Source organism: Streptomyces sp. LE64 (assembly GCF_052606915.1).
Genome location: NZ_CP199708.1, coordinates 3,789,218 through 3,812,305, shown reverse-complemented (window position 1 = coordinate 3,812,305; position 23,088 = coordinate 3,789,218). Strand labels below are relative to the sequence as shown.

Here is a 23,088-nt window from a genome sequence, read left to right as displayed (position 1 = left end):
CACCACGTGACGTGCGGCACTCGACCCGGTGCGCCGGGGGCCCCGACCTCCCGCGCCGGGCCTCGGATGTGGCGCACGACTCAGTCTCCCGCGAGCCTTCACCACTCCCCCGCCTCCTGCCCGCCGGCCCACCCGCGTCGCTACGCATCCTCCCCCGTACCCTGCGGCCGGTCCGCGGAACCGCCCGTCGCCCCGCCCCCGGGGCCGGGATCGGCGAGCACGTCGCACTCCTGGGTTGCCTCCGGGTCGTCCGCGGGCGGCGTACGGTCCTCGTCGTCCTGGAGGACCCCGAAGTCGGCACCCTGGTCGTCGGCGAAGACGGCGATCCGGCCGTAGGGGGTGTCGGTGGGCGCCAGTTGGACGCGGCCCCCGAGACGGACGACGGTCGCGGCGGCGGCGTCGCAGTCGGGGACCCTGAAGTAGACCAGGAAGTGTGACGGCATCTCGGGCGGAAAGCTGTCGCCGATGAGGATGCGTCCGGCCACCGCGGCGTCCGGGCCGGGCGCACTCCCCGCGGGTGACCACACCCGCAGCTGTCCGCCCTCACCCAGATCGGTGGCGCCGTAGCCGAACACCGCCGCGTAGAACGGGTCCACCACCGCGGCGTCCCGTGCGTACACCTCCGCCCAGCAGAACGACATCACCTGCTGCTGCCGGTCGAAGCCGGGGTGCCCGACGCTGTGCCAGAGCCCGAAGACGGCACCCTCCGGATCGGCGGCCAGGGCCGCCGTCCCGTCACCGGCCGGCTGCGGACCGGCCACCACCCGTCCGCCGGCCGCGTGCACCCGGCGCACCGTTCCCGCGAGGTCGGGGGCGGCGAAGTACACCGTCCACACGGTCGGCATCCGACCGTCCCGCTTGTGGACCAGGGCGCCCACCGAACGCTCCCGGTGGAAAGCCCGCGCATAGCCGCCGCTGTCGAACGTCCACCCGAACAGCTCTCCGTAGAACCGCTTCCCCGCGGCCAGGTCGGGCAACATCGCCTCGGCCCAGCAGGGCACCCCCTCGGTGAACCCGACCATCACCGCAACCTTCCCGTGAACCCACACTCCTTGCAATCTACGCCAAACGTCACCCTGCACCCTAAATCGGACCCCGTCCACCAGGGGTGACCAGCGAATCCTTCCGATTTCAACGGCCCGCCCACCGGTGTCGCGCACCCCGCACCCGGAGGCCGTGCACCACCAAGGAAAACGCTCCGCCGATCGCCATCGGGCCCCGCTCCGGACACCTGCCGTGCGCCCCCGAACGCGCCCCCCGAACAGGGGGGACCCCATTTGCAGTCGGCCGAATCGCGCTCCGAAGCCCCCTCGGTAAGCTGACGACATGACAGGACAGGTGAGAACCGTCGACGGCCGGGTGGCCGGACGACGAGGCCAGGCGACCCGCCAGAACCTCTTGGACCGCCTGGGCGAAATGCTCAGCTCTTCCCCGTACCGCGACGTGAAGGTCATCGACGTGGCCCGCAAGGCGGGCACCTCGCCGGCGACCTTCTACCAGTACTTCCCGGATGTGGAAGGCGCGGTCCTGGAGATCGCCGACGAGGTCGCCGCCGAGGCCGCCGCGCTCGGCGGACTGCTCGAAGGCCGCTCCTGGGCAGGCCGGGCGGGCTGGCAGACCGCGCAGGAACTCGTCGACGGATTCCTGGACTTCTGGCGCCGCAACGACGCGATCCTGCGGGTCATCGACCTGGCCGCCGCCGAGGGCGACAAGCGGTTCGCCCGCATCCGGCTACGCGTGTTGAACCCGGTCACCAGCGCCCTGACGGCGACCGTGAAGGACCTCCAGGCCAAGGGACGCGTCGACAAGGACGTCAACCCGGCGGCCATCGCGGGCTCCCTGGTCACCATGCTCACCGCGGTCGCCGGCCACCAGCGCGGCTTCACGACCTGGGGCGTCAAGCAGGCCGAACTGAAGCCGAACCTGGCCCTGCTCGTCCACCTCGGCATCACGGGCCGCAAGCCCACCAAGTAGCACCCCGCACGGACCGGCACCCGCCCGGTCGCCGCACCCCTCCCCGAACCCACCACCCCATCGCCACGACACCGGGACCCCCGGTTCACCGCCCGGCACCCCCTTCCCCCCGGGCCAACCGGAACACCCGGATCTCCCGAGCGGTCCGCGACCGGTAGGTGGCGTACGGCGGCCACAGCCGCACCGCGGCGCTCCACGCCGCCTCCCGCTCGGCGCCCGTCAACAGCCGGGCCACCACCCCCACGCCTTCCGCGGGCCCGCCCGCCCAGTACACCCGCGCCCGCGGGTGCGCCAGCAGGTTCGCCGACCAGGCCGGATGCTCCGCCCGACCGAAGTTGGAGCCGATCAGCAGCCAGGTGCCGTCGCGCTCCGGCACCCACGCCAACGGCGTCCGCCGCGGCAGGCCCGTCCGCGCACCCGTGGCCACCAGCATCACGCTGGGCAGCAGCACCTCGCTGAGCAAGGTCCGGCCCCCGCTGAGTCGGTGCACCGCCCGGTCGACCGCGGGCAGCACGGTCGGGGCCACCCGGACGAACGCCCGCGTGGTCGACGCCCGCTGCACCCAGCGCCTCACCGCGCCCCGCGCCCCGCCCGTCCGGAACGCACCGCGCGGGGGGTCGCCCGCGCGGCGTGCGCCGCGCTCGCCACCGTTCGACGGTCCCACCTCTGTCCCACCCGCTTCCGGCCCTGCCGTGCCACCGTCCCGGCGGCCCGCTTCCGGACCACCCTTCCCCGCGCCCGCCCCCGGGAACCACCGGCGAGGGGTGCGCGCTCAGTGCTTGCGGGCGGTCAGCAGGGCGAAGGTGAGGAACTCCCCGCGGTCCTCAACGAGCATGTCGAGCACCGGCTGCCGGGCGTCCCGGGTCTCCGGCCGGCGCTCGACGCAGGCCCGGGTCCACAGCAGCCAGTCCTGCCAGGCGTCCGGCTGCGAGCGGGCCGAGGTGACGTCCACCAGGCCGGTGGTCGCCCACTGGAAGCGCCACCACTCGGTGGTGTGCCAGGCCATCGCCTCCCAGCCCACCACCCGCTCGACATGGGCCGGGACCGCCCCGAGCTCACGCACCTCCCGGGTCAACGATGGGGTGGCCACGCCGAGTTGACCGCCCGGACGCAGGAAGCGCAGCAGGTACGGCAGATAGGTGTCGGCCGTACCGAAGTACTCGAACGCGTCGATGCTGACGACGGCGTCGAAGCTGCCCTCCTCGAACGGCAGGGCGTGCGCCTCCGCCCGCACCGCCTCCACCGACTCCGCGACCCCGGCCCCGGCGAAGACGGCCGCCGCCCGCTCGGGGGCGATCCACCAGTCGGCGGCGACGACCCGCACCCCGTACTCGCGGGCGAGGAACACCGAGGAGGCGCCCTTGCCCGAGCCGAGGTCGAGCACCCGCATCCCCGGACGCAGGTCGAGGTCCCCGGCGAGGTCCTCCAGCAACCACAACGGATGGGGTCCCATGTCGAGGTCGAGGACCCACCCGGGGTCGTAACGGGAGGAGCGGGGGTAACGATCGGGGCGCACCAGAGCGTTCACGGCAGTCACGCCCCGCACCCAAGCCGATGCCCGCCCGGCGCACAACCGGATTTCCCCTCCCCCACCAACACCCGCCCCCCGCGGCCCCGGCGCCGACCCATGCCAGACTCCCCGCATGGCCACCGCCCCCCGCGCCGCACTCGCCACCACCGCCCTCGCCCTCCTGCTCCCCCTCAGCGCCTGCACCTCGGACTCGGGTTCGAACTCCGATACGGATGCGGTCACTTCACACTCGGACGGCACCCGCACCTTCGCCGAGGGGAGTCGGGACCGGGTACCCGCGCTCTCCGGGGCGACCGTGGACGGCGGGAAACTGGACCTCTCCGGGCCGGCGTACCGGGGCAAGGTCGTCGTCATCAACACCTGGAGCTCCTGGTGTCCACCGTGCCGCGCCGAGGCCAAGCACCTCGCCGAGGTCGCCGCTGAAACCCGTTCCCGGGGAGTGGAGTTCGTCGGAATCAACACACGTGACCGGGGCAGGAGCGCGGCCGCAGCGTTCGAGGTGGGCTATCCGAGCCTGTACGACCCCCACGGCAAGCTGCTGCTCCGCTTCCCCAAGGGGCACATCCCCGTGCAGGGCCTCCCCACGACGATCGTCCTCGACCGGGAGGGCGCCATCGCGGCCGGCCGGATCGGCCCGGTCGACGCCGGTCGCCTCCGCCGGATGATCGACACGTTGCTGGGCCCGTCGTCGGGTGCGGGCCGGAGCGAGGACGGGGCCGCCGGATGAGCCTCAACCGGGCAGAGGTGGTCGAACACCAGGCGGAGCTCGTCGCGCTGCTCCTCCACCACGTGCACACGCCCTTCGCCGAGCAGGCCCATCTGCGGGGCGTGCTGCCGGGGCCCCGCTCCGCCGAATCGATCCGGATCGTCGTCGGCCCACGGGGGTCCGTCGACCGGAAGGACCTGGTGGCCTACGAGTTCCCGCTCCGGACGGACGGCGAGCACCTCACCGCCCACCACCTCGTCGGGCAGCTGCGCACGCTGCTCTCCCGGACCCGGCTCCACTCGGGTTCCCGGGTCGGCGAGACCTTGGGCATGCTCCTCGTCCCGGTGGACCCGAGGAAGGTGCCCGTGGCCCCGCCCGTCCCCGAGGACGAGGTGCTGAGAATGCTGCGCACGCTCGCCGCACCCCTCCCCGTCGAAGCTCCCGGCACCCGGCTGTGCGGCTTCCTCGCCCTCAGCGAGGACCGGCTGCGGCTCTACCTCAGCGCGGAGGACTTCCCCGACGTCATCGCCGCGGACACCCGCACCTCCGGCGCCGTCACCGCCCTGCTGGCGGCCCTGCCCTCGCTGATCACCGAGACCGAGCGCTGGACCGTGGACACCGCCGACCCGCACTGCGCGCACCTGGTCGACCTGACCCACTGGTGAGGTCCGCCGACCGCCGGCCGGGGCCCCTACCCGGCGCCTCCCGGGGCGTCCGGGGAGGCGCCCCCCGGTTCCGGGGTGTCCCGGGCCGGGGCGGCGGCCTGCGGGGCGTCCCCTTCGGTCAGCGAGGGGCGTGCCGCACCTGGCTCGACGGCCGCTTCCCTCTTCAGACCCTTCACCTTGTCCAACAGGTCCATCAGCCGCGCCATCGGCTGGGTCTCCAGGTAGGCGGAGATGTCGCTGCCGCTGAGGTACTGGGGAACGGGCGCCTTGGTGATCTCCTGGAGCATCGCCAGCACCATGTAGTAGTCGATTCCCAGCACCCCGACCCGAGCCTCGATGTCCATCCTCAACCGCCGCTTCTCGGCCTCCACGCGGACCTGGTCGATGGCGTCCTCGCGTTCCGCGTTGGCCAGTTGCAGGTCGAGGACCTCGCCCTGCAACTGTTCGTGGGCCGGCCTCTTGAGTTCCTCGTTGAGCATCGGGTCCTCGGCCCGGAACTCCCCGAGGGTGGTGCCCCTGGCGTCCACTCCCCATTCGTTCAGCGCCCTCTTCACCTGCGCGGACAGGTCGGTCCGGGTCTCGGCGTAGGTCTCCAGGAACTCCTTGATGGTGGAGGCGGCGGCGATCCCGCTGAAGTACGAGACGACCAGGGCGCCCAGCACCCGTTCCACGAACCGCTGGACGGGCACCGGGTCCGTGTCGAGGCCGCCGAGGGCGGCCAGGTCCCGGGTGCCGTTCCTGCTGACCAGGGTGGGCGCGGACTCCGGCCGGATCTGTAGCGTCTGGCTCATCTCCACGAACAGCCGGTAGCCCTGGACGGTGACCACGATCCGCTCCAGGTGCACGTCGTAGTTCCGGGACTCCTCCGGGGTCTTGTCGTTCCATTCCAGGACGAGGATGCGCGTCGGGATCAGGACGACGTAGACGAAGTACGGGTTGAGGTCACAGCGGGTGCCTTCGCGGAGGGTCTCCTCCTGCACCCCCCGCCAACCACCGTTCTGGAGGAACACCCAGGGGAGTTGGAATCCCTGGTGTCCGGGAACGCGCGGCCCGAGCCGGTCGGACGACTCCTGCTCGGCACCGTCCAGAGTGATCACCACACCGGTGTAGCCGGGAGGGATGTAGACCTGGTTGAGGTGGTAGGGCATCAGCCCCTGGCCGTTCTGATAGGCGTTGTCGGTCGTGATGACGTTGAACAGCGCCGGGTTGATGTCGTAGGACGCGTCCCCCTTCAGAACGGCCAACTGGGTTCCCTGCGCGCCGCCGCCTTCGAGGAACCGGGCGCCGTCCTGGAAGTTGTCGCACTCCACGTGCGGGCCGAAGGTGCTGACGGTCGGCCTGTTCCCGCCCGTCCTCGCGCTCACCAGACCGATGGTGCCCTTGGGGACGAGGACGCGGTCCACCTGCTCGACCTCGAAGAGCCTGGTGTTGATGTCGTAGGTCTGGCCGTGGGCCAGCGTGTCGACCTGCTTGCCCTGTTCCCCGCCGCCCAGCAGGAACGCCTGGCCGTCCTGGAAGTGGTCGCACGCCACGGACCGGGCCACGGCACGGTTCGCCGGTCGGGTCCTCCCCGCCTTGGCCGTGACCACTCCGATCTTCCCCTCGGCCACTTCCGTCCGGGGCACGAATTCGACCTCGTACGTCAAGGGCATCAGCCATCGGGAACGGTCCGGGAGCAGGGTGCGCGCCAGGATCCCCCGGGTGTCGTGCGGGGTGATGTGCCGGAACTCCGGATCGCTGGCGCCCCGGATGCGGCTCACGATCCCGACGTGACCGGGGGGAACGGTGACGTAGCCGCGCCAGGCCAGGAGGGCGACGAGCACCAGCACGGCGACCAGGAGGACGCCCAGGACGAGGGTGAGGGGATGGAGGTCCAACTCTGCGAACTCCTTGCCGGTCAGGGGGATCAGGGACATCAGCAGGCCCCACTCCACGCAGCCGCCGCCCTTCAGTTCCTCGCCCCGTTCCCGGCTCAGGCGCTGGAGGCGGACGAAGCGGCGGACCAGGACGGCGATGCCGAACAGGAGCACCGGCAGGTACTTCCCGTCCACGTTGCCGAGGCTTCCGGTCACGAGGAACGCAATCACGAAGACGGCCAGGTTCACTTGCCGCCCCTTTCGTTCCGGGACCGCAGATGGACGGCGAGCACGGTGGCGGTCCACTGGTCGTACCAGTCGAGGAAGCGTTCGTTCTGCGGGTGGCGCAGGGTGGGGAAGAAGCCCGTGCGAGGGCCCGGACCCGCCAGTCCGACGAACTCGCCGTAGCTCGCCGGCACGGGGGCGTCCGGGGAGCCGCGCCAGCCGCAGGCCACCGAGAGCCCGAGGAAGTCCGCGTGCCGCGCCCGCCGCACCGGGGCCAGCGCCGCCTGGGCGCGCAGCCCCTGCCTCCCGTGCGTGTGGTCGGCCCACACCGCGTCGATGCCGGCCAGTACCTCGGTGGGGAGGCCGCGCATGTGTCGGGCGCCCACCCACCCCTCGGCGACCCGACCCGCCGCTTCCAGGACGACGGCGGTGGTCTGGAGGTCGGCGTGGGCGAACTCCCCGGCGCTCAGGTAGCCGCCCAGACGTTCGAGGGAGGCGCCCAGCGGCACCCGTACCGCCCCCACCGCCGGTCCGGCGGGCGGGGCCGGGAACACCGGGGCGGGGGCTTCCGGGCGGCCGGGGTCCGCCCCGGTGCACAGTTCCCTCAGCAGGTCGAGTTCGTCCGGGCCCAGCAGCCGACCGTCCCGTGCGTCGACGTACCAGGTGTGGGCCAGGTGGTAGTTGCGTCGTCCTTCCAGCAGGATCGGGAAGAAGGGCCGCTGGTGCAGCATTCCTTCGAGGATCATGCTGGTGATGTCGTCGGAGTCCTGGGAGTGCGGTGACATCAGCACCACCACGGCCGTGGCGAAGGCCAGTTGCCGCCGGACGGTCCAGAACTGGGGGTCCCCGGGCCGCAGGTCGGCGGCCGACCAGACGGACAGCCCCGCGGTCCGCAGTTGGGCGGCGAGCGCCAGTCCGTACGCCGTGTCGGCCCGGGCGTGGCAGAGCACCAGGGCGGGTCGGTCCGGCGCGGTGAGGGGGCGGGGGGCCGAGGGCAGCGCCGCGGCCAGGTTCTCCGCGTGCAGCGGCGGTGTACCGGGGGCGGCGGCCGGTGCCTCCGGTGCCGTCTCCCCCAGGATGGCCGCGCAGAGGTCCTCGACCTTGCTCTCGTACTCCCGTTCGTCCACGTTGCTGAAGTCGCGCCAGACCCGGCTGGCGGCGAAGGGCGGGGGGTCGGCGCCGCCGATCAGTACGGGGATGAACCGTAGGTTCCGCATGGCTCCGGCCGTGGCCAGGGCCGCGTATTCGTCGAGGGCGCGCGGTGACGTGGTGGTTGCCGGGCTGATGACCACGATGGCGCACGCGGTCTCGTCGATCGCACGGTCGGTGCGGTGGACGACCACGTCGCCGGGGAGGACGTCCCACTCGTCGAAGAAGACCCTCAGCCCGCGGCGGGCGAGGGCGCCGGCCAGCTCGCGGACCCACCCGGCGTCCTCGTGGGGGTAGGAGAGGAAGACGTCGATCAGGTGGCATCACTCCGGGGCTGCAAGGACCGCACCAGCGCGGCGAGTCCCTGGTCGAACCGCGTGCTGCCCGGCTCCCGTAGGTCCACCGGCCGGCGGATGCGGGCGAAGGGCGGTAGTTCCACGTCCTCCACCAGTACGGGGACGAACAGTCGACCGCCGGTGTGCGCCCGGCCGATCAGCGCGGCGTACTCGTCGCGGATCGCGGTGTCGTTCATGGTCGTGGCACTGAAGACGAGGATTCCGTTGGTCGAGGCGTTCAGGGCCGCTTCCTTTTCCAGGCTCTCCACGAGACCGGGGCCGATCCATTCGGCGAGAAAGACACGCAGCCCTTCGGCGTGCAGTCGGTCGGCCAGTGTTTCCGCCGTTCCGCGGTCCGCCTCGGCGTAGGAAACGAACACGTCGTATTCACCGCCCGGATTCACGACCGGCGGGGCGGGGGCGGAGGTCCTTCCCCGGGTGAATCGGCCGTACAACTCGATGCAGATCGGGACGACCGCCGCGACCGCGGAGACGACGCCGACCACCAACCCCCACCCCTCAAGACCCATGCCGAAAAGCCTAGTGGAGGAGCCACGGGTTCCGCAGTCCTTCCGTCGGTCGACCGAACCGATCGGATTTCCCCCACCGCATGACAGGGGCATTTGCCTGCCCTTCCGGGCCGTTCCCGCCTCCGCACGCACATCGCCCGCATCCCCCTCGGGCCGCTCCTCACGCATCGCTGAATCAGAAAACGGAGGAGGTTCGATCACCCAACGAAGGGAAGCGTTCAGGAATATCAAATTCCGTTAAAGGGATATGACTGCCGAAGCCGACGAGCGGCCGGTAGGACGGTTCGTCCGGCGGGCGGGAGCGTTCGACCCCGCACGGCGCACGGTTTGCCGCTCCGGCAATCGTGCTTGCTGTCCCTGCCGGCTGGGACCCAACCTGGTGTCCGTACCGGAGAGCGACCGCCGATCCCGAGGAGGCTCCCGCCATGACCGCCCCCGCGCATGCACCCGAACCGCTGAACGACCGCGTCCGCCACGTCCGCGCCGGCGAGTTGGACGGCCACACCGCGCTCAGCGGCAGCACCGTGGGCTCGCGCCGACTCTGGATGGGCCTGGTGGAGAACCCCCCGCTCAGCGCGACGGACGACCACCACCACGGCGACTCCGAGGCGGGGATCTACGTGGTCAGCGGGCACCCCGTGTTCGTCTTCCACGACGGCACCCAGGAGGTGCGGATCGCCGCGGGCCCGGGGGACTTCGTCCTCGTGCCGCCGTTCGTCCCGCACCGCGAGGAGAACCCGGACCCGGAGGAGCCCGTGGTCGTGGTGATCGCCCGCACCACCCAGGAGCCCGTCAAGGTGCCGCTGCCCGGGCTGTACCGGCTGACGGAGGCGACGCTCCCGGAGGCGTAGGGGCCGGGGCGTCCGCCGGGCCCGGCGGGGCGGTCGCCCCGGCCCGTCGGGCCCGGCGGCCAGTGAGCGCTTCCGCCCGCACCGCACCCGCGTGGCGCGCGGACGGATCGACCGCGCGCCACGGCGGCGCACTCCACGGAACCCCTGCTCGACCGCACGCCCGACGGGGAGGACCAGCGTCCCTCGCCGCGCTCCCGGTCGTCGGACGGCGGCTACTCGCCGGAATGCGCTTGTTGCGCGAAGAGGCCGAGCGCCGTCAACACGGTGATGCTCAGCGTCATCCAGGCGACGAAGGCGCCGCCTCCGTACAGCGTCGCACCGGCCACCGTCGCTCCTGTCTCGCGCGAAAGCACCCCCGCCACCACTGCCACCAGCAGCGAGGACACGAAGGACAGGAGCACGAGGAGCACCCGAACGGGAAAAGAGAGCCTCACGGGTCGATCCCTTCACCAGGGTGGTCGACCAGTCGGCAGGCAGCCTCAGCTCGACCACCGACTTCGATGGCTTGCTGAGGCTCTGCGACGATTAGAGACTCATGGCGCTCACTGCGTATCGAGATGGGAGCACTGCCCCCCATCGGACACGTCGCCAGCGCTCTATTGGTCTCTCGAATGAGCAACACGAAGCCTAGCGGGGGGCGTTGAAGAATTCCATGCCTCGAAACCGGAGGACGGGCCGGTTCACCGCCGCGGATCGGGCGATCACCGCGTCCCGTCCCCTTCCCGAAGGACCCCCGGGGTGCCGCCGGTGACGTCCTCCGCCGCCGTCAGCACGAGGAGGGCGAGCCGACGCAGACGCCCGTAGTACCGGATCTCCGCCGACCCGGTCAGCTCGGGGAGGACCCGGTCCAGCTCCTTGACGCACCGCCGCAGGATGCGGGTGCGCCCCGGGTCGAGGGTTCCGCGGTCGCCCAGCCAGGTGGAGACGCAGCCGGCGACGTCGGCGTCGAGCAGCACCAGGTCCGTTCCCCCGAGCACGGTGCCGCGGAGGCCGGCGGGGAAGGGGGCGCGGCAGTGCTCCCGCCAGAGGCGGGACGCGTTCCGCTGCCGCTCCGATCGTCTCTGCATGCCGACCATGGTGCCGCAGCCGGTCTCCGCCGCTGTCCCGCCCGGGGCGCCGGGTGCCGGCCGCCGCCGATGGGCGACGATGGGACCCGTCCACCCCCTCTCCGCAGGAGCAGCACCGTGCACCAGCTCACCTACGGCGACGTCGAGGCCGCAGCCCACCGGATCGCCGGACGCGTCCGACCCGTCGCCCTGACCCCGACCGATCCGGGCGAGGTCACCGCCGCCCGCCACGGGTTCGACGCGGACGGGGCGGGGCGACCGGGCGGGGTGTGGCTCGCGCTGGAGTCGATGCAGCACACCGGCAGCTTCAAGGCCCGCGGCGCGCAGAACTTCCTCCGGGCCCACCGGGAGGCGGGCACCCTGCCGGACGCGGGAGTGACCATCGCCTCGGGCGGCAACGCCGGGCTGGCCTGCGCCTGGGCGGCCGGGCAGCAGCACGTCCGGGCGACCGTCTTCCTGCCCCGCACCGCCCCGGCGGTCAAGGTGGCGCGGCTCCGCGAGTACGGCGCCGAGGTCCGGCTCATCGGCACCGAGTACGCCGAGGCCCTCGCCGCCTGCGAGGAGTACGCCGCCACCAGTGGCGCGCTCACCTCGCACGCCTACGACCACCCGCTGATCGCCGCCGGCGCCGGGACCCTGCTGGAGGAGATCCACCGGCAGGTGCCCGACCTGGACACGGTGGTCGTCGCGGTCGGCGGCGGCGGACTGTTCGCCGGGGTGGCCACCGCCGCGCGGCACCACGGCATCCGCACCGTCGCCGTGGAACCCGAGCGCTCCCGTGCCCTGCACGCCGCCGTCGAGGCCGGCCGCCCGGTCGACGTCCCGGTCGACTCGGTCGCCGCCGACTCGCTCGGCGCCCGCCGCGCCTCCGCCGCCGCCCTGGCCGCGGCGCAGCAGGGCGACGTCCGTTCCGTGCTGGTCCCGGACGCGGAGATCGTCCGGGCCCGGCAGGCCCTGTGGGACCACCGCCGTCTCGTCGTCGAGCACGGGGCGGCCACCGCCCTGGCCGGGCTCACCGCCCCGGGGCGGGAGCCGTCGGCCGACCCCGGGGCCTCCGCGACGAGCGGCGGCTACCGGCCCCGCGAGGGCGAGCGGATCGCCGTGGTGCTGTGCGGCGCCAACACCGACCCGGCGGACCTGGTGCGGTCAGCCGCCGCCCGGCCCTGATCGGCGGGGCTCGATCACCACCGCCGGTGCACGGTCGCCTTGCCCCCGGTCACCAGGCTCGCCGCCGGTACGTCGTCGGCGACGACCGCGCCGGCGGCGACCACCGCGTCCCGACCGATGCTGACCCCGGGCAGGACGGTGGCACCGGCCCCGATCCACACGTTCTCGGCGACGTCGATGGGCACGTCAGACGGGCAGGTTCCAGCCCGGGCCGTCCTCCGAGCCGAGCCACACCCGCTGGCGGAGGGCGGAGACGGTGATCCCGAAGCCCTCCTGGTGGGGTCCTCCAGCGGCCTGCCAGCGACGCACCGCTTCTTCGACCGCGTCCCACAGCGGCACCGGGCCGCGCTGCACGACGGTCCAGCCGCCGTCGGGGGCGGGTGCGGTACGGGCCTGCGAGCCGGTGGACACGTCCCAGAGGATCTGTTCCGATCCCGCCCCCATGCGTTCGGCGGCGGGGGCCGCGAGTTGGGCGACCCAACCACCGGTCCAGGTGTCGAGCACCGCCGGATCGACCAGGGTGGCACGCTCCTCACCGGGCAGCAGGGACAGGGTCGAGCGGGGCGGGCGGTCGTGCGGCCGGGCGATCATGAAGCTGGTGTAGCCGGGAAGGAACCGGCCCTTGGCTTGCCCCGGGCCGGTCACCTCCAGCACTGCGAGGGCGTTGGCGTAGCTCCAGCCGGACAGGGTCACCAGAATCCGACCGCCCGGCCGCACCTGGTGGAGCCACGGCAACGGGAGGTACCGGACGGAGCAGGTGGCGATGAGCCGGTCGTACGGCCCTCCGTCCGGGTCGCCCCGCAGTCCGTCCCCGACGATCAGGCGCGGGGCGAACCCCGCCGTCTTCAGCGCGGCTGCGGCGGCTTCGCCGACCACCGGGTCGTACTCGACGCTGGTGAGTCGGGTGTCCCCGAGGCGGTGCGCCCCGAGGGCCGTCGAGTAGCCCGTTCCCGTCCCCACCTCCAACACCCTGTCGTCGGGGGCCGCGTCGAGCTGGTCCCACATGCCCAGCACCAGGGAGGGCAGGGTGGACGACGACGAGGGCGCCCCCGTCACCGTGCCCTCCGTCACGTCCCCTGGCCGGAGGGTGCCGTCGAGTTGGGTGACCAGGGTCTGATCGGCGTAGACCCCCTCCAGCCACCCGGGATCGCCCTCGCGCACCGGGCGGTAGCGGGTGGGCTCGCTCCCCGCCACCGGGAGGAAGTAGCTCCCCGCGAACAGTTCGCGGGGAACCGCCGCCACGGATGCCCGCCACGCCGGATGGGCGAACGCACCGTCCTCGGCGAGCCGGTCCGCCAGGGCTGCGCGGAGTTGGGCCGACGTGCTCACGTGTCGGGGCCTCTCTGTAGTCGGTCGGCGAGGGCTTCGGCGATCGCCGCAGTGGTTTCGGCGGGCTGCCACGCCCATTGGCCGTTCGGGTTGCACTCCAGGAAGTACCAGTCGCCGGCGGCGGTCACCGCGAAGTCGAAGGCCCCGTACACCAAGCGAAACCCTTCCAGGTATGCGCCTACGGAGCGTATGACCTCATCGGGGACGGCCATCGGCGTGCATGCCATCCGGTCCTGCCGGCGGCGCCAGTCGAGGTCTGGACTGTCGATCCGCACTCCGAACGTCTTCTCCCCGACCGCCGTCACCCGCACGTCGAAGACCTTGTCCACCCTGGCTTGGAACAGGTGGGGGCAGGCGGAGACCGCCTCGGTGATCTCCGCCGACCGTACCTCTTCGACCCAGACGGCGTGCGGTCGGCCGTTCACCCGGTACGGGGTGCTCCACAGCGGCTTGTAGACCATCGCGGTCCGGGAGTCGGCCAGGAACTCCCGCGCTTCCCGAGGATCGTTGGTGATCAATGTGTCAGGCAGGAGGAAGCCGCACCCCTGGGCGACCGACAGTTGGGCAGGTTTGAACTCGGCGCTCCGGTTGTTCCACGGATGGTTGAGGTAGTGGGCGCCGGGGAGCGAAGCGAGAATTCCGCCGGCTCCCCACCTGCACTGGTCCGCCGCGAACCGGCGGTCCTGTCCGTCTAGTTCAGACGGCCCCTCATAGGGGGACGGTCTGCGTACCCAGACGGACCGGACTCCGCTCGTGTCGAGAGCACGGCTCGTCGTACGCAGAACGCCCGGCTGAGAACCCTCGGAGTACCTGACGGTCAGCGAAGCTCCGGCGTGGAAATCGGTTCCGGGGTCCAAGCGGACGACGGGGACCCGGCGTTCGGCCAGGAGCCGCAGCACGAGGTCCGCCGTCACGTCGTGGACGTTGGTCAACACCAACACCGACCCCTGCGGATCGCCCATCAGTCAGAACTCTGGTCCTGATCGTACGACTCCGCGGAGTCCGCGTCGGTGGCCCCACCCGGGGCCGCACCGTCCCCCGGCATCGTGGTGGTGGGCGTCAGGCCGTTGGTGCTGGTGCCGTGCGCTCCGAGTTCGACCGTACGTCCGCGGTCGTCCACGATCACAGCGATCTGCGTGTCCGGATCGATCACCGGGACCTGATGCGGCACCGGGACGGCATCCGCGTACGGCCCCATGCGCCCTACGCCCCAGGGTGCGAGCTTCTGCGTCATGAGTGCTGCGCCTCCAATCGTCGATCGGGAGTCCCATAGCGGCAACATCCCGATTTTAAAAGCGCTTTGGGGTCGACGCGGGCGTTCGCCTCGACGTGATGCGGGCGCCCGGGTGTACCGCCAACCACAGGGGCGCGCATCCCTCCTCCTCACGCCCCGCCCGGCCCTGATCGGCGGGGCTCGATCACCACCGCCGGTGCACGGTCGCCTTGCCCCCGGTCACCAGACTCGCCGCCGGTACGTCCTCGGCGACCACCGCGCCGGCGGCGACCACCGCGTCCCGACCGATGCTGACCCCGGGCAGGACGGTGGCACCGGCCCCGATCCACACGTTCTCAGCGACGTCGATGGGCGCACCGGTGAGGTACAGCCGCCGTTCCTCGGGGTCGACCGGGTGGCCGCTGGTGATGAACGTGACCTTCGGGCCGATCATCACCCGCCGGGCGATCCGGATGCCGGCGTAGTCCAGGAAGGTGCAGTTCTGGTTGATGAACACGCGCTCGGCGAGGTCGAGCCGGAGGCCGTGGTCGGTGTAGAAGGGCGGATAGATCGTGACGCCCGGCGGCAGCGGCTTGCCGAGGATCTGTTCGAACAACTCCGCCTGGCCCGCCTCGTCGTCGAAGGGCAGGACGTTGAGGCGTGAGGTGAGTTCGGTGACCCGCCGGACCCGTTCGGCCATGGCCCGGAACTCGGGACTGTGGATGGGCATCAGACGGTCGCTGAACATGCCGCGATCCTTCCCGGTTTCCCGGGCGGACGGCAAACCGCCGTGTGGTTGCGGGTGGTTGGGGTCACGCCGCTGCCCCGGATCGAGGGCGCCTGGCACGGGCCGGGGGCGCCCGGGCCCGAGGCCGGGCGGGCGCACCTGCGTCGGTTCGTCGGCGAGGCGGTGGACGCCGGCGGGTGATCGCGAGACGCCGGATTCGGTCCCGTCCCGACTTCTAGACTGGCGTGGCTGTTACGAAGGGATTTGAACACACGCGCCCCATCCGCTTCACCGACTTCGTCATCGACCTGGTGAAGAACCAGCCCACCGTCAGCCGGGTCCAGACCCTCGCCGAGGCCGGCGACAAGCAGCATCCACGGGGAATCGTCATCACGACCGGGACCCGTGAGGCCCGGTGGCAGTTCGTGGGGCAGCTCCCCGAGGGCGCCAAGCACGACTCCTTCGACGACGCCCCCGTCACCGGCACCCCCGCACCCATCGGCCCGGAGCCCCGGACCGACGACGCCCCGGAAGCCTGGTTCGCCGCGGCCCTGGCACATACCGAGAGCCCCGAGATCGCCAGCATCGAACGCTGGTCCACTCGCGAGGGCGAGCGGGAAGGGAACCAGGGAGTCACCGTCCACTTCCAGAACGGCGCGAGGATCTTCGCCCGGCTGATGTGACGCCGTCACATCAGCCCTGGTCAGGGTGCTTCTTCGTCCCCGTCATGGCTCTGAGGGTTGACCACAACCGATGCCGGCGGGCAGTCGGGACGGGGTGGTGCGCGGCCTCTGCCCGGCCGCGCACCACCCGTGGCTACGCCCGCACAGCGAAGCCGACGAAGGCCCGCCAGGCGTCGTGCGGAACGAACATCGCCGGACGGGACCTGTCCTTCGTGTCACGGACACCGGTGCGATCGCCGAGGTGGGCCACCTCGACGCAGTTCCCACCCATGTCGTTGCTGTAGGAGGAGGTGAACCACACCCGGTCGGCCGTGTGGTCCCGGACAGTCATGGACGTACTGATGGCTAATCCCACTCTCTTGCTCGTCGGTACAGGTAGTCGGCGGTGTGCGCCGGGGGAAGCGCGCTCTCCCGCATCACGTCAAAGCGCCTGATGCTGCGTTGGACCTCGCGCCGTTCGTCCGTCACGCTGATGGTGGTCGAGGTGTCCACCTGTACGACGGGGTCGAGCACCTCGGAGAAGTCGAGGATGACGAAGTTGCTGTCCGTGCGGTACGTGACGATGTCATGGGTAAGGATCTGGACCGTCACGTTGTCCAGGCGCGACAGCTCCACGATCTCCTCGTACTGCTCGCGCATGACCTCCGGCCCGGCCACCATCCGACGCACCGCGGCCTCGTCCATGATCACCCGCAGCTCCAACGGGTCCTCGGAACGGGTGATGAGTTCCTTGCGCTCCATCCGCAGCCGGACGTTCTGCTCGATGAACTCGAACGTCGTCTCCTCGACCGGCTTGGCCAAGGAGTACAACGCACGGGTGTATCGCTCCGACTGGAGCAGGCCGAACACAAAGCTCGGATGGAAGGCCCGCATGCTGCGGGCGTCCAGCTCCAGTCCCCGATACGTCGGCATCTTGGAGGGCATGAACGCCTTGTAGGGCATCCACGGCTCCTTGCTCAACGACTCCCGATGCATCTTGAGCAGCATCTCGCGGTCCTCGCGCGACATGTCGCTGTCGTAGAAGTCCAGGAGCGCTTCCAGGTCGGCCACCCTGGGGAGGTCGTTCTCCCCGATCTCCACCCGCGCGAGCTTGGTGTGCGAGAAGCCGAGGGCGTTGGCGACCTCCAGCATCGTGAGCCCCTTCTTCTCCCGGAGCTTCCTGATTTCCTTGCCGAGTTCGCGCCGCCGGAACGTCGCGCCCCGTTTCGCCGCCATCAGGCTGTCCTCTCCACCGACTGCCCTGTCGGTACTCGCCATGGTGCCTGTGGGGGCTCGTCAGTGCCGTGCCCCTCAGTGTGGCACCCCTTGTCCCTGCCCCAGCAGACCGTGCCCCGGTTGTGGCATTTGCCAATATCCCGCGCAGGCCGTTTGAGCTTGCACTGTAACTGCGCCGTGCCTCACCGTAGTTCAGCGAAGGCGGATTGACCATCCGAATCCATGACGAACACCCCAGCGCGCCCCTTTCCAGGGCAAAGGCCGTGTGTGACCCACGTCGAGGCCCGCTGCGGGACACCCTCACACCCCTGGCACGAGAGAAGGCACCCTCACATGCCCAGCGCCCCCACCACCGCCGAGCCCACGGCAACGAGAGCAACACCGACGGCGATCACCGCGTTCTGCTTCGAGCGGACCCCCGTTCGTCCGGGCACCTCCCCCACCGCGGGCGACCGACTGTGGGTGGGACAGGTGCGGCGCATCACCGAAACCCGGCTCCGGCATTGGGGACTCGAACGACTGCGGGGCGATGCGGCCCTACTCATCAGCGAGTTGGTGACCAACGCCCTGCTGTACGGCAACGCCGAGGCCGTCCACATCCGCATCACCCGCACGAAGGACGGGGTGCGGTTGGCCGTGCGCAGCGGACCCGCCTGCTCCGACGAGGTGCGGGTGAACCATGCGGGCCCGGACGACGAGAACGGGCGCGGCCTGCTGCTGGTCGCCACGCTCACCGAGTCCTGGGGCGTCGACCGGGAGGGGTGGGTGTGGTGCGCTCTCCCCGCCCCGGCCGCGTGAGGGCCTGGTTGCGGCAGCTGTGGGCGCGCCGCCGACCCGGAGGCCGGCCGTCGCCGCGCGGACGCCACGCCGCCGGGCCTCGGCACGCCGTCACGAACACGCCCTCGACCGGGCCGAGGCACGCCCGTCGTCCCGTGTTCGCCGACGGCTGTGGCGACCCCTGGTCCCGCCCCTGGACCACCCCTGTCCCCGCGCACGTCCGTGCCCGTCACGCGCCCCTGCGCGGAGAGGACATCGCCCTGGTCCGCCCGTACGTCCGGCTCGCCGCGACGACCGTCGCGACCACGTCCGACGACGACACCCTGCGTCTGCGGGCGCTCGGCAGAACGGCGTGACCGGAGAGGGCCTGACGCTGCCCGTCCCCGCCGCCCGTACGGTCCGCTGCGTGCGCTGCGCCCAGCGGACCACCGTTCCGCTGCCCGTCCAGGTCAACGGCCGTGCCCACGAAGCCTGTCCACGGTGCGGCCCCCACCTCACTCCCGCACCCACCTGGGACGAATCGCCCCACCCCGTCACCATCTCGGCCCGGGCCATCCGGATACTGCGGCTCACGTGCATGGGCGTACCGGTCACCGCGGCGACGGCGACCCTGGCGGGCGGCACCCTGACCGACCCCGCCCGGGGAGAGGGCGGGTGCGGGCCCTCCGGCCGGGCGGACCGGCGCGCCGATCGGCGGTCGCCGGCCGGGGGTCACCGGGCATCCGGCGGGTGGTGATTCCGTCAGCTTCGCCCAGCACCGCCCGACGATCGTGTCACTCCCGGACAAGTTCGAACCGGCGTGCACCGTTTCCCACCCCGACCCGCGCGGTGGCCTCCTTCGTCGTCGAGCGGCAGGCCACCTCCCCTCTCCCCGTCCGACCGAGCACGCCGGACGAGCTTCCGCACATGCCCCGTGAGTGTGCCAAACAGCTTTAAAACCTGATGACTTGAAGATGCACGCATCGGCAAATCCCCTGATCAGCCGCCCCCTTCCGGCATTGCCCTCGCCGGGGGCAGATGGTGTACTCCGGGATGCGTTCGGGGGATGCGGCCGTGCGCAGGAACGGCACCTCCGGCTTCCCGCCCGTGCACGGCAACGCGATACGTGGGCAGGGGAGCCGAGGTCCCCACGGCCCGCCGCCCACCGCGCCCCGTTCCGTACGGCCCGGCTCCATCCCGTTCACCGACGAGAAGAGGCGAACCGTGAAGTTCCTGAACCGACTCGGCGACACCCTGCTCGGCACGCTCGTACCCGAGACCGAGGCGTCCGCCGCCGCCCAGACCAATCCGTGTACCGGAAGCTGCCCCAGTGGCGCGTGTCTGAGCAGCGCACCGCAACCCACCGGCGCCTGCATCGCCGGTCAGATGAGCGTCCGCTGCTGTTACTGGGGCGGCAGCGCCTGCCCGGTGCGCTACTGCGGCCCCTGGTCCGAATGCGCCTGCTGAGGTCCGGTCCCCCGTACCGGCCAGTGCTCCAACGGGGCGTGCCTGGAAGTCCTGCGACCCGTCCGTCACCGCACCTCCGGACCGACGAATGTGGAGAACCGTGAAGTTCCTGAACCGACTCGGCGATACCCTGCTCGGCAAGCTCGCGCCCGAGACGGAGGCTTCGGCCTCGGGGCCCGGAACGCGGCCGTGCGAGGGGAAGTGCCCCAGCGGGGCGTGCATGAGTTCCACCCCGGAGACCACCCCCTGCAAGGACCACAAGTACAGCGCCCGCTGTTGCTACTGGGGGGGTAGTGCCTGCCCGGTGCGCTATTGCAGCGCCTGGGAGCTCTGCGGCCTCTGCTGAGCGGGCCCGCGCGCACCTGTCCCACCCGCTCGTGACGAGGAGAGCACGTGTTCCGTCTGCTGTGGCACCACTCGGTACGGCAGTGGGCCCGGTCCTTAGCCCTCCTCACCGGAATCCTGGTGGCCGTCTCGTCCTTCGTGGTCCTGACGGCCACCACCGAGTCCAGCAAGCTCACCGTCACCGGCACCATCGCCAAGAACCGCGGCGCCTACGACGTCCTCGTCCGCCCCGGGAAGGCCGTACAGGGCTTGGAGAAGACCGAGGGGCTGATCCGACCCAACTCGCTCTCCGACATCTACGGCGGCATCACCTTCGACCAACTCGACGCCGTGCGCCGGGCCCCCGGCACCGACATCGCCGCCCCCCTCGCGATGCTCGGACACCAGCGGGAGCAGGGCGGGGTGTACATCGACCTCGCGAAGCTGGTTCCCGAGGGGACCCGGGGGACGTTCGACCTGGACCGGGTCTGGGAGTACGACGGCGGGCTCTCGTCCGTCGTGCAGAAGCGGCGGACCGTCTTCATCACCCCGCACCACCTGGAGGTCCGTCCCGGCGCCCTAATGCAGGCGGAGTCGCCCGACGGGACCACACACGACAGTCGGGGCAGCCGCTACTTCGAGGTGCTGCCCTCCGGGGAACGCCGCGAGGTGTGCAAGGGCGGCCTCGTGGCGGAGGAGCACGCGACCATGCTCCGCCCCGCCGTGGACTGCCTGTCCTGGTCGGGCTACACCGACCTGAAGCCCGTGACGGGTGACGGGAAGTACGGACCCGACACGGGTCTCTACATCCAGTTCCCCAGGAGTCAGCTCATCGCGGGGATCGACCCGGAGGCCGAGGCCCGGCTCTTCGGCCTCGACGAGGCGGTGACCCAGGGCCGCTATCTGAGCCCGAAGGCTCCGACGACCCTCACGGCCCGCCCGAACGAACAGCCGACGATGTCGGTCCCGGCGCTCCGTTCCGCGCGTGGTGCGAAGGACCTCCGGCTCTCCACGGTGCTCACCCCCCGGGGCGAAGACCGCCCCCTGCTGCGCAAGCGGTACGAGGTCGGCACGCTCAAGCCGCACCAACCCACCGAGAAGGCGGCCCTGGACTCCCTCTACCCCCGGCCGACCACCCCGGTCACCTACGACCGGGCCGCGGACGGCACCCTGCGCCCCCGCACCGTCGAGCGTCCCGAGAACGTCGAGACCGTGCTGCCGCTCGACGGCCGGGACACCTGGTTCCGCGAGCTGCGACCGCCGAGCGAGGAACAGTCCTGGGGCGTCCCGGTGCCTCGGATCGTCGGCACCTTCGACCCTGAGCGGCTCCCCGAGCACGACGCCGCCAGCCGGGTGCCGCTCGGCACCTACGGCGAGCCCGCCCTCTCCGGCGCCGACGAACGCAGCCGGAAGCTGCTGGACGGCAAGGCCCTGCGCCCCGCCTCCTCCCCCACCAGCTACATCCAACAACCCCCGTCCACCCTCGTCTCGATCGAAACCGTCCGCTGGCTCGCGGACAACAACCACCTGTCGTACCGACAGAACCTGGCGCCGATCTCGGCCATCCGGGTCCGGGTCGCCGGGGTCACCGGAGCCGACGAGGTCTCCCGGGAACGCGTCCGGGTCGCCGCCGAGGAGATCCGCGACCGCACCGGACTCCACGTCGACATCGTCCTCGGCTCCTCACCCGTCGCCCAGACCGTGGTGCTGCCCGCCGGCGAGAACGGCCGACCCGAACTCCGCCTCACCGAGTGGTGGAGCAAGAAGAACGTCGCCACCCAGATCATCAACGCCTCCGACACCAAGTCCCTGATCCTGCTGACCCTGGTCCTGGTCGTCTGCACCCTCTTCGTCGCCAACGCCGCCGCAGCCTCCGTACGCACCCGACGCGGGGAACTCGGCCTCCTCGCCGCCGTCGGCTGGCAACGACCGCACCTCTTCACCGTCGTCCTCGGCGAACTGCTCCTCCTGGGAGCCGTCGCCGGGCTGCTGGGAACGGGCGTGGCCTGGGGGGCGGGACACCTCCTCGGCATCGACGTGCCCCCGGGCCGGGCACTCCTCGCCGTCCCCGCGGCGCTCGCCGTCGCCGCGCTCAGCGGCGCCGTACCCGCCTGGCTCGCCGCCCGCGTCCACCCCGTCACCGCACTGCGCCCCGCCGTCACCACCGGACGCCGCACCCGCATGTTCGCCGGCATCACCGGCATGGCCCTCGCCGGCGCCGCCCGCGCCCGCGCCCGCACCCTCCTCGGCATCACCGCCGTCACCACCGCCGCCACCGCGACCCTCCTCCTCATCGCCGCCACCACCACCTTCCGAGGCACCCTCGCGGGCACGCTCCTCGGCGAAACCATCTCCCTCCAAGTCCGCACCACCGACATCGCCGCCGTGGCAACGATGATCGTCCTCTCCACCATCGCGGTGGGCGACGTCATCTACCTCGGAGTGCAGGACCGCGCCGCCGAGTTCGCCCTCCTACGCGCAGTCGGCTGGCACGAACGCCTCACCATCCAACTCGTCCTCCTGGAAGGCGCATTCATCGGACTCCTCGGCTCACTCACCGGAACGCTCCTCGGCGCCGGCGCCGCACTCTGGCTGGCACCCGACGACGCCACCGCCGCACTGCTCCCACCGGCAGCAGGCGTGATCACCGCCGGCACCGCGCTCTCCGCACTCGCCAGCCTCGTCCCCGTCCTCGTCCAACGACGCCGGCCCACCGCTCGACTCCTCGCGGAAGCCGCATGACCCACCTCGTCCTCATCGCACGACTTGCCCTCGCCGGGGTGCTCCTGGTGTCCGCCGTCGCCAAGGCGCGGGCCTTCGAGGACTCCCGGACCATGCTGGACGGACTCCTGCGTCGGATCGGCCCGCGGGGGGACCGGCTGGCGCGGCCCGCGACCGTCGCACTGATCGCGGCGGAGGCGCTCACCGGGCTGGCGCTGCTCGGGCCGGGGACGACCGTACGGGTCGGGTGGGTCGCCGCGGCGGTGCTGACCGCCGGGTTCACCGCCCTCGCCGTGGTGGCCACCGTGACCCGGGCCGAGGTGTCGTGCGCCTGCTTCGGCCGTCCCACCGCCCGGCTCGGCCCGCGGCACGTCGTGCGCAACGCGCCCCTGCTGGGCCTGGCGCTGCTGGGCCTGTGGGGGGTCTGGGCGGGGACGGCGCCGTCCGGATACCCGGAGGCTCCCGCGGTCGCACTCTGCGCGGTGACGGCGGCGGTGATCACCGCGGTCACCGCCTACTTCGACGACATCGCCGACCTCGTCGTCAACCCGTAGCGGCCCGACCGGCCGGACACCACGCCCGAACGACACCGGAAGC

Annotated in this window: 26 protein-coding genes and 1 pseudogene; 12 read left to right on the top strand and 15 right to left on the bottom strand. The window is 71.8% G+C overall.

From position 1 onward, the window contains the following. Positions 1 to 140: 140 nt before the first annotated feature. Positions 141 to 1,022 (bottom strand): VOC family protein, encoded by an 882-nt coding sequence (locus ACSMX9_RS17385; RefSeq protein ID WP_445395009.1) that lies wholly within the window; start codon positions 1,020 to 1,022, stop codon positions 141 to 143. Between the two features lie 304 nt (positions 1,023 to 1,326). On the opposite strand from ACSMX9_RS17385, the gene ACSMX9_RS17380 reads away from it, so the two are divergent. Continuing rightward, complete coding sequence (locus ACSMX9_RS17380; RefSeq protein WP_351245502.1) at positions 1,327 to 1,974, top strand: TetR family transcriptional regulator; 648 nt, start codon at positions 1,327 to 1,329, stop codon at positions 1,972 to 1,974. Between the two features lie 85 nt (positions 1,975 to 2,059). On the opposite strand, the gene ACSMX9_RS17375 is transcribed toward ACSMX9_RS17380, so the two are convergent. Then, positions 2,060 to 2,548, bottom strand: coding sequence for a nitroreductase family deazaflavin-dependent oxidoreductase (locus ACSMX9_RS17375; RefSeq protein WP_445395008.1), 489 nt, complete (start codon positions 2,546 to 2,548; stop codon positions 2,060 to 2,062). A gap of 198 nt (positions 2,549 to 2,746) precedes the next feature. Next, positions 2,747 to 3,511, bottom strand: a complete 765-nt coding sequence (locus tag ACSMX9_RS17370; protein ID WP_445395007.1) for an SAM-dependent methyltransferase — start codon at positions 3,509 to 3,511, stop codon at positions 2,747 to 2,749. 106 nt (positions 3,512 to 3,617) lie between these two features. Between ACSMX9_RS17370 and ACSMX9_RS17365 the strand changes: the two genes are divergently transcribed. After that, positions 3,618 to 4,232: a TlpA family protein disulfide reductase gene (locus ACSMX9_RS17365; protein WP_445395006.1), complete on the top strand. Its 615-nt coding sequence runs from the start codon at positions 3,618 to 3,620 to the stop codon at positions 4,230 to 4,232. Further along, entirely contained in the window at positions 4,229 to 4,876 is a 648-nt protein-coding gene (locus ACSMX9_RS17360; RefSeq protein WP_445395005.1) for a hypothetical protein, read from the top strand. The genes ACSMX9_RS17365 and ACSMX9_RS17360 overlap by 4 nt, the downstream gene beginning before the upstream one ends. A gap of 26 nt (positions 4,877 to 4,902) precedes the next feature. Here the strand turns inward: ACSMX9_RS17360 and ACSMX9_RS17355 are convergent, their stop codons facing one another. The 3 genes from ACSMX9_RS17355 to ACSMX9_RS17345 are packed head-to-tail and all read right to left on the bottom strand — an operon-like array spanning position 4,903 to position 8,971. Beyond that, positions 4,903 to 6,981 carry an SPFH domain-containing protein gene (locus ACSMX9_RS17355; protein WP_445395004.1) on the bottom strand — a complete coding sequence of 693 codons (2,079 nt, stop codon included), beginning with the start codon at positions 6,979 to 6,981 and terminating at the stop codon, positions 4,903 to 4,905. After that, positions 6,978 to 8,420, bottom strand: a complete 1,443-nt coding sequence (locus tag ACSMX9_RS17350; RefSeq protein WP_445403014.1) for a TIR domain-containing protein — start codon at positions 8,418 to 8,420, stop codon at positions 6,978 to 6,980. The genes ACSMX9_RS17355 and ACSMX9_RS17350 overlap by 4 nt, the downstream gene beginning before the upstream one ends. Next, positions 8,420 to 8,971 (bottom strand): toll/interleukin-1 receptor domain-containing protein, encoded by a 552-nt coding sequence (locus ACSMX9_RS17345; RefSeq protein WP_445395003.1) that lies wholly within the window; start codon positions 8,969 to 8,971, stop codon positions 8,420 to 8,422. Before ACSMX9_RS17345 ends, ACSMX9_RS17350 begins: the two co-directional genes overlap by 1 nt. A gap of 425 nt (positions 8,972 to 9,396) precedes the next feature. On the opposite strand from ACSMX9_RS17345, the gene ACSMX9_RS17340 reads away from it, so the two are divergent. Further along, positions 9,397 to 9,822 carry a cupin domain-containing protein gene (locus ACSMX9_RS17340; RefSeq protein ID WP_445395002.1) on the top strand — a complete coding sequence of 142 codons (426 nt, stop codon included), beginning with the start codon at positions 9,397 to 9,399 and terminating at the stop codon, positions 9,820 to 9,822. A 212-nt stretch (positions 9,823 to 10,034) separates the two neighbouring features. Here ACSMX9_RS17340 and ACSMX9_RS17335 read toward each other — a convergent pair whose 3' ends face one another. Both ACSMX9_RS17335 and ACSMX9_RS17330 read right to left on the bottom strand, forming a co-directional pair. Beyond that, on the bottom strand, positions 10,035 to 10,223 hold the full coding sequence (locus ACSMX9_RS17335) for a hypothetical protein (RefSeq protein ID WP_351245515.1): 189 nt from the start codon (positions 10,221 to 10,223) through the stop codon (positions 10,035 to 10,037). A gap of 300 nt (positions 10,224 to 10,523) precedes the next feature. Next, a complete protein-coding gene (locus ACSMX9_RS17330; protein ID WP_445395001.1) occupies positions 10,524 to 10,889 on the bottom strand; it encodes a hypothetical protein in 366 nt (121 codons plus the stop codon). A gap of 69 nt (positions 10,890 to 10,958) precedes the next feature. Here ACSMX9_RS17330 and ACSMX9_RS17325 point away from each other — a divergent pair, with 69 nt between their 5' ends. Next, a complete protein-coding gene (locus ACSMX9_RS17325) occupies positions 10,959 to 12,056 on the top strand; it encodes a serine/threonine dehydratase (RefSeq protein ID WP_445395000.1) in 1,098 nt (365 codons plus the stop codon). A 14-nt stretch (positions 12,057 to 12,070) separates the two neighbouring features. Here ACSMX9_RS17325 and ACSMX9_RS17320 read toward each other — a convergent pair. The 5 genes and pseudogenes from ACSMX9_RS17320 to ACSMX9_RS17300 all read right to left on the bottom strand — a co-directional run. Next, positions 12,071 to 12,238: pseudogene (locus ACSMX9_RS17320) on the bottom strand (DapH/DapD/GlmU-related protein); the annotation flags it as partial. Positions 12,239 to 12,242: 4 nt separating this feature from the next. Next, positions 12,243 to 13,385, bottom strand: a complete 1,143-nt coding sequence (gene tgmC, locus ACSMX9_RS17315; RefSeq protein ID WP_445394999.1) for an ATP-grasp peptide maturase system methyltransferase — start codon at positions 13,383 to 13,385, stop codon at positions 12,243 to 12,245. Further along, complete coding sequence (gene tgmB / locus ACSMX9_RS17310; protein ID WP_445394998.1) at positions 13,382 to 14,347, bottom strand: ATP-grasp ribosomal peptide maturase; 966 nt, start codon at positions 14,345 to 14,347, stop codon at positions 13,382 to 13,384. Before tgmB ends, tgmC begins: the two co-directional genes overlap by 4 nt. Further along, a complete protein-coding gene (gene tgmA / locus ACSMX9_RS17305; RefSeq protein ID WP_351245529.1) occupies positions 14,347 to 14,619 on the bottom strand; it encodes a putative ATP-grasp-modified RiPP in 273 nt (90 codons plus the stop codon). Before tgmA ends, tgmB begins: the two co-directional genes overlap by 1 nt. 184 nt (positions 14,620 to 14,803) lie before the next feature. Next, complete coding sequence (locus ACSMX9_RS17300; RefSeq protein ID WP_445394997.1) at positions 14,804 to 15,346, bottom strand: DapH/DapD/GlmU-related protein; 543 nt, start codon at positions 15,344 to 15,346, stop codon at positions 14,804 to 14,806. 54 nt (positions 15,347 to 15,400) lie between these two features. On the opposite strand from ACSMX9_RS17300, the gene ACSMX9_RS17295 reads away from it, so the two are divergent. Next, positions 15,401 to 15,526, top strand: a complete 126-nt coding sequence (locus ACSMX9_RS17295; RefSeq protein ID WP_445394996.1) for a hypothetical protein — start codon at positions 15,401 to 15,403, stop codon at positions 15,524 to 15,526. A gap of 44 nt (positions 15,527 to 15,570) precedes the next feature. Then, a complete protein-coding gene (locus ACSMX9_RS17290) occupies positions 15,571 to 16,008 on the top strand; it encodes a hypothetical protein (RefSeq protein WP_445394995.1) in 438 nt (145 codons plus the stop codon). 133 nt (positions 16,009 to 16,141) lie between these two features. Here ACSMX9_RS17290 and ACSMX9_RS17285 read toward each other — a convergent pair whose 3' ends face one another. Both ACSMX9_RS17285 and ACSMX9_RS17280 read right to left on the bottom strand, forming a co-directional pair. Next, positions 16,142 to 16,339 (bottom strand): DUF397 domain-containing protein, encoded by a 198-nt coding sequence (locus tag ACSMX9_RS17285; RefSeq protein WP_445394994.1) that lies wholly within the window; start codon positions 16,337 to 16,339, stop codon positions 16,142 to 16,144. 14 nt (positions 16,340 to 16,353) lie between these two features. Continuing rightward, entirely contained in the window at positions 16,354 to 17,223 is an 870-nt protein-coding gene (locus tag ACSMX9_RS17280) for a helix-turn-helix domain-containing protein (protein WP_445394993.1), read from the bottom strand. 333 nt (positions 17,224 to 17,556) lie between these two features. Here ACSMX9_RS17280 and ACSMX9_RS17275 point away from each other — a divergent pair, with 333 nt between their 5' ends. From ACSMX9_RS17275 to ACSMX9_RS17255, 5 genes are all read left to right on the top strand, one after another. Further along, positions 17,557 to 18,021, top strand: coding sequence for an ATP-binding protein (locus ACSMX9_RS17275; RefSeq protein ID WP_445394992.1), 465 nt, complete (start codon positions 17,557 to 17,559; stop codon positions 18,019 to 18,021). A gap of 134 nt (positions 18,022 to 18,155) precedes the next feature. Continuing rightward, positions 18,156 to 18,356 (top strand): hypothetical protein, encoded by a 201-nt coding sequence (locus ACSMX9_RS17270; RefSeq protein WP_445394991.1) that lies wholly within the window; start codon positions 18,156 to 18,158, stop codon positions 18,354 to 18,356. Between the two features lie 847 nt (positions 18,357 to 19,203). Continuing rightward, entirely contained in the window at positions 19,204 to 19,446 is a 243-nt protein-coding gene (locus tag ACSMX9_RS17265) for a hypothetical protein (RefSeq protein ID WP_445394990.1), read from the top strand. Between the two features lie 393 nt (positions 19,447 to 19,839). Next, on the top strand, positions 19,840 to 22,512 hold the full coding sequence (locus ACSMX9_RS17260; protein WP_445394989.1) for an FtsX-like permease family protein: 2,673 nt from the start codon (positions 19,840 to 19,842) through the stop codon (positions 22,510 to 22,512). Further along, the gene (locus ACSMX9_RS17255) at positions 22,509 to 23,045 is read left to right on the top strand and encodes a MauE/DoxX family redox-associated membrane protein (protein ID WP_445394988.1); all 537 of its coding nucleotides are present in this window, start codon (positions 22,509 to 22,511) and stop codon (positions 23,043 to 23,045) included. The genes ACSMX9_RS17260 and ACSMX9_RS17255 overlap by 4 nt, the downstream gene beginning before the upstream one ends. Positions 23,046 to 23,088 lie beyond the last annotated feature (43 nt).

Bases quoted from the DNA above. Each gene is read 5' to 3' on its own strand.
- ACSMX9_RS17385 (WP_445395009.1), bottom strand. From the start codon at position 1,022: ATGGTCGGGTTCACCGAGGGGGTGCCCTGCTGGGCCGAGGCGATGTTG.
- ACSMX9_RS17380 (WP_351245502.1), top strand. From the start codon at position 1,327: ATGACAGGACAGGTGAGAACCGTCGACGGCCGGGTGGCCGGACGACGA.
- ACSMX9_RS17365 (WP_445395006.1), top strand. From the start codon at position 3,618: ATGGCCACCGCCCCCCGCGCCGCACTCGCCACCACCGCCCTCGCCCTC.
- ACSMX9_RS17360 (WP_445395005.1), top strand. From the start codon at position 4,229: ATGAGCCTCAACCGGGCAGAGGTGGTCGAACACCAGGCGGAGCTCGTC.
- ACSMX9_RS17345 (WP_445395003.1), bottom strand. From the start codon at position 8,971: ATGGGTCTTGAGGGGTGGGGGTTGGTGGTCGGCGTCGTCTCCGCGGTC.
- ACSMX9_RS17340 (WP_445395002.1), top strand. From the start codon at position 9,397: ATGACCGCCCCCGCGCATGCACCCGAACCGCTGAACGACCGCGTCCGC.
- ACSMX9_RS17330 (WP_445395001.1), bottom strand. From the start codon at position 10,889: ATGCAGAGACGATCGGAGCGGCAGCGGAACGCGTCCCGCCTCTGGCGG.
- ACSMX9_RS17325 (WP_445395000.1), top strand. From the start codon at position 10,959: ATGGGCGACGATGGGACCCGTCCACCCCCTCTCCGCAGGAGCAGCACC.
- tgmB (WP_445394998.1), bottom strand. From the start codon at position 14,347: ATGGGCGATCCGCAGGGGTCGGTGTTGGTGTTGACCAACGTCCACGAC.
- tgmA (WP_351245529.1), bottom strand. From the start codon at position 14,619: ATGACGCAGAAGCTCGCACCCTGGGGCGTAGGGCGCATGGGGCCGTAC.
- ACSMX9_RS17300 (WP_445394997.1), bottom strand. From the start codon at position 15,346: ATGTTCAGCGACCGTCTGATGCCCATCCACAGTCCCGAGTTCCGGGCC.
- ACSMX9_RS17285 (WP_445394994.1), bottom strand. From the start codon at position 16,339: ATGACTGTCCGGGACCACACGGCCGACCGGGTGTGGTTCACCTCCTCC.
- ACSMX9_RS17280 (WP_445394993.1), bottom strand. From the start codon at position 17,223: ATGGCGGCGAAACGGGGCGCGACGTTCCGGCGGCGCGAACTCGGCAAG.
- ACSMX9_RS17275 (WP_445394992.1), top strand. From the start codon at position 17,557: ATGCCCAGCGCCCCCACCACCGCCGAGCCCACGGCAACGAGAGCAACA.
- ACSMX9_RS17255 (WP_445394988.1), top strand. From the start codon at position 22,509: ATGACCCACCTCGTCCTCATCGCACGACTTGCCCTCGCCGGGGTGCTC.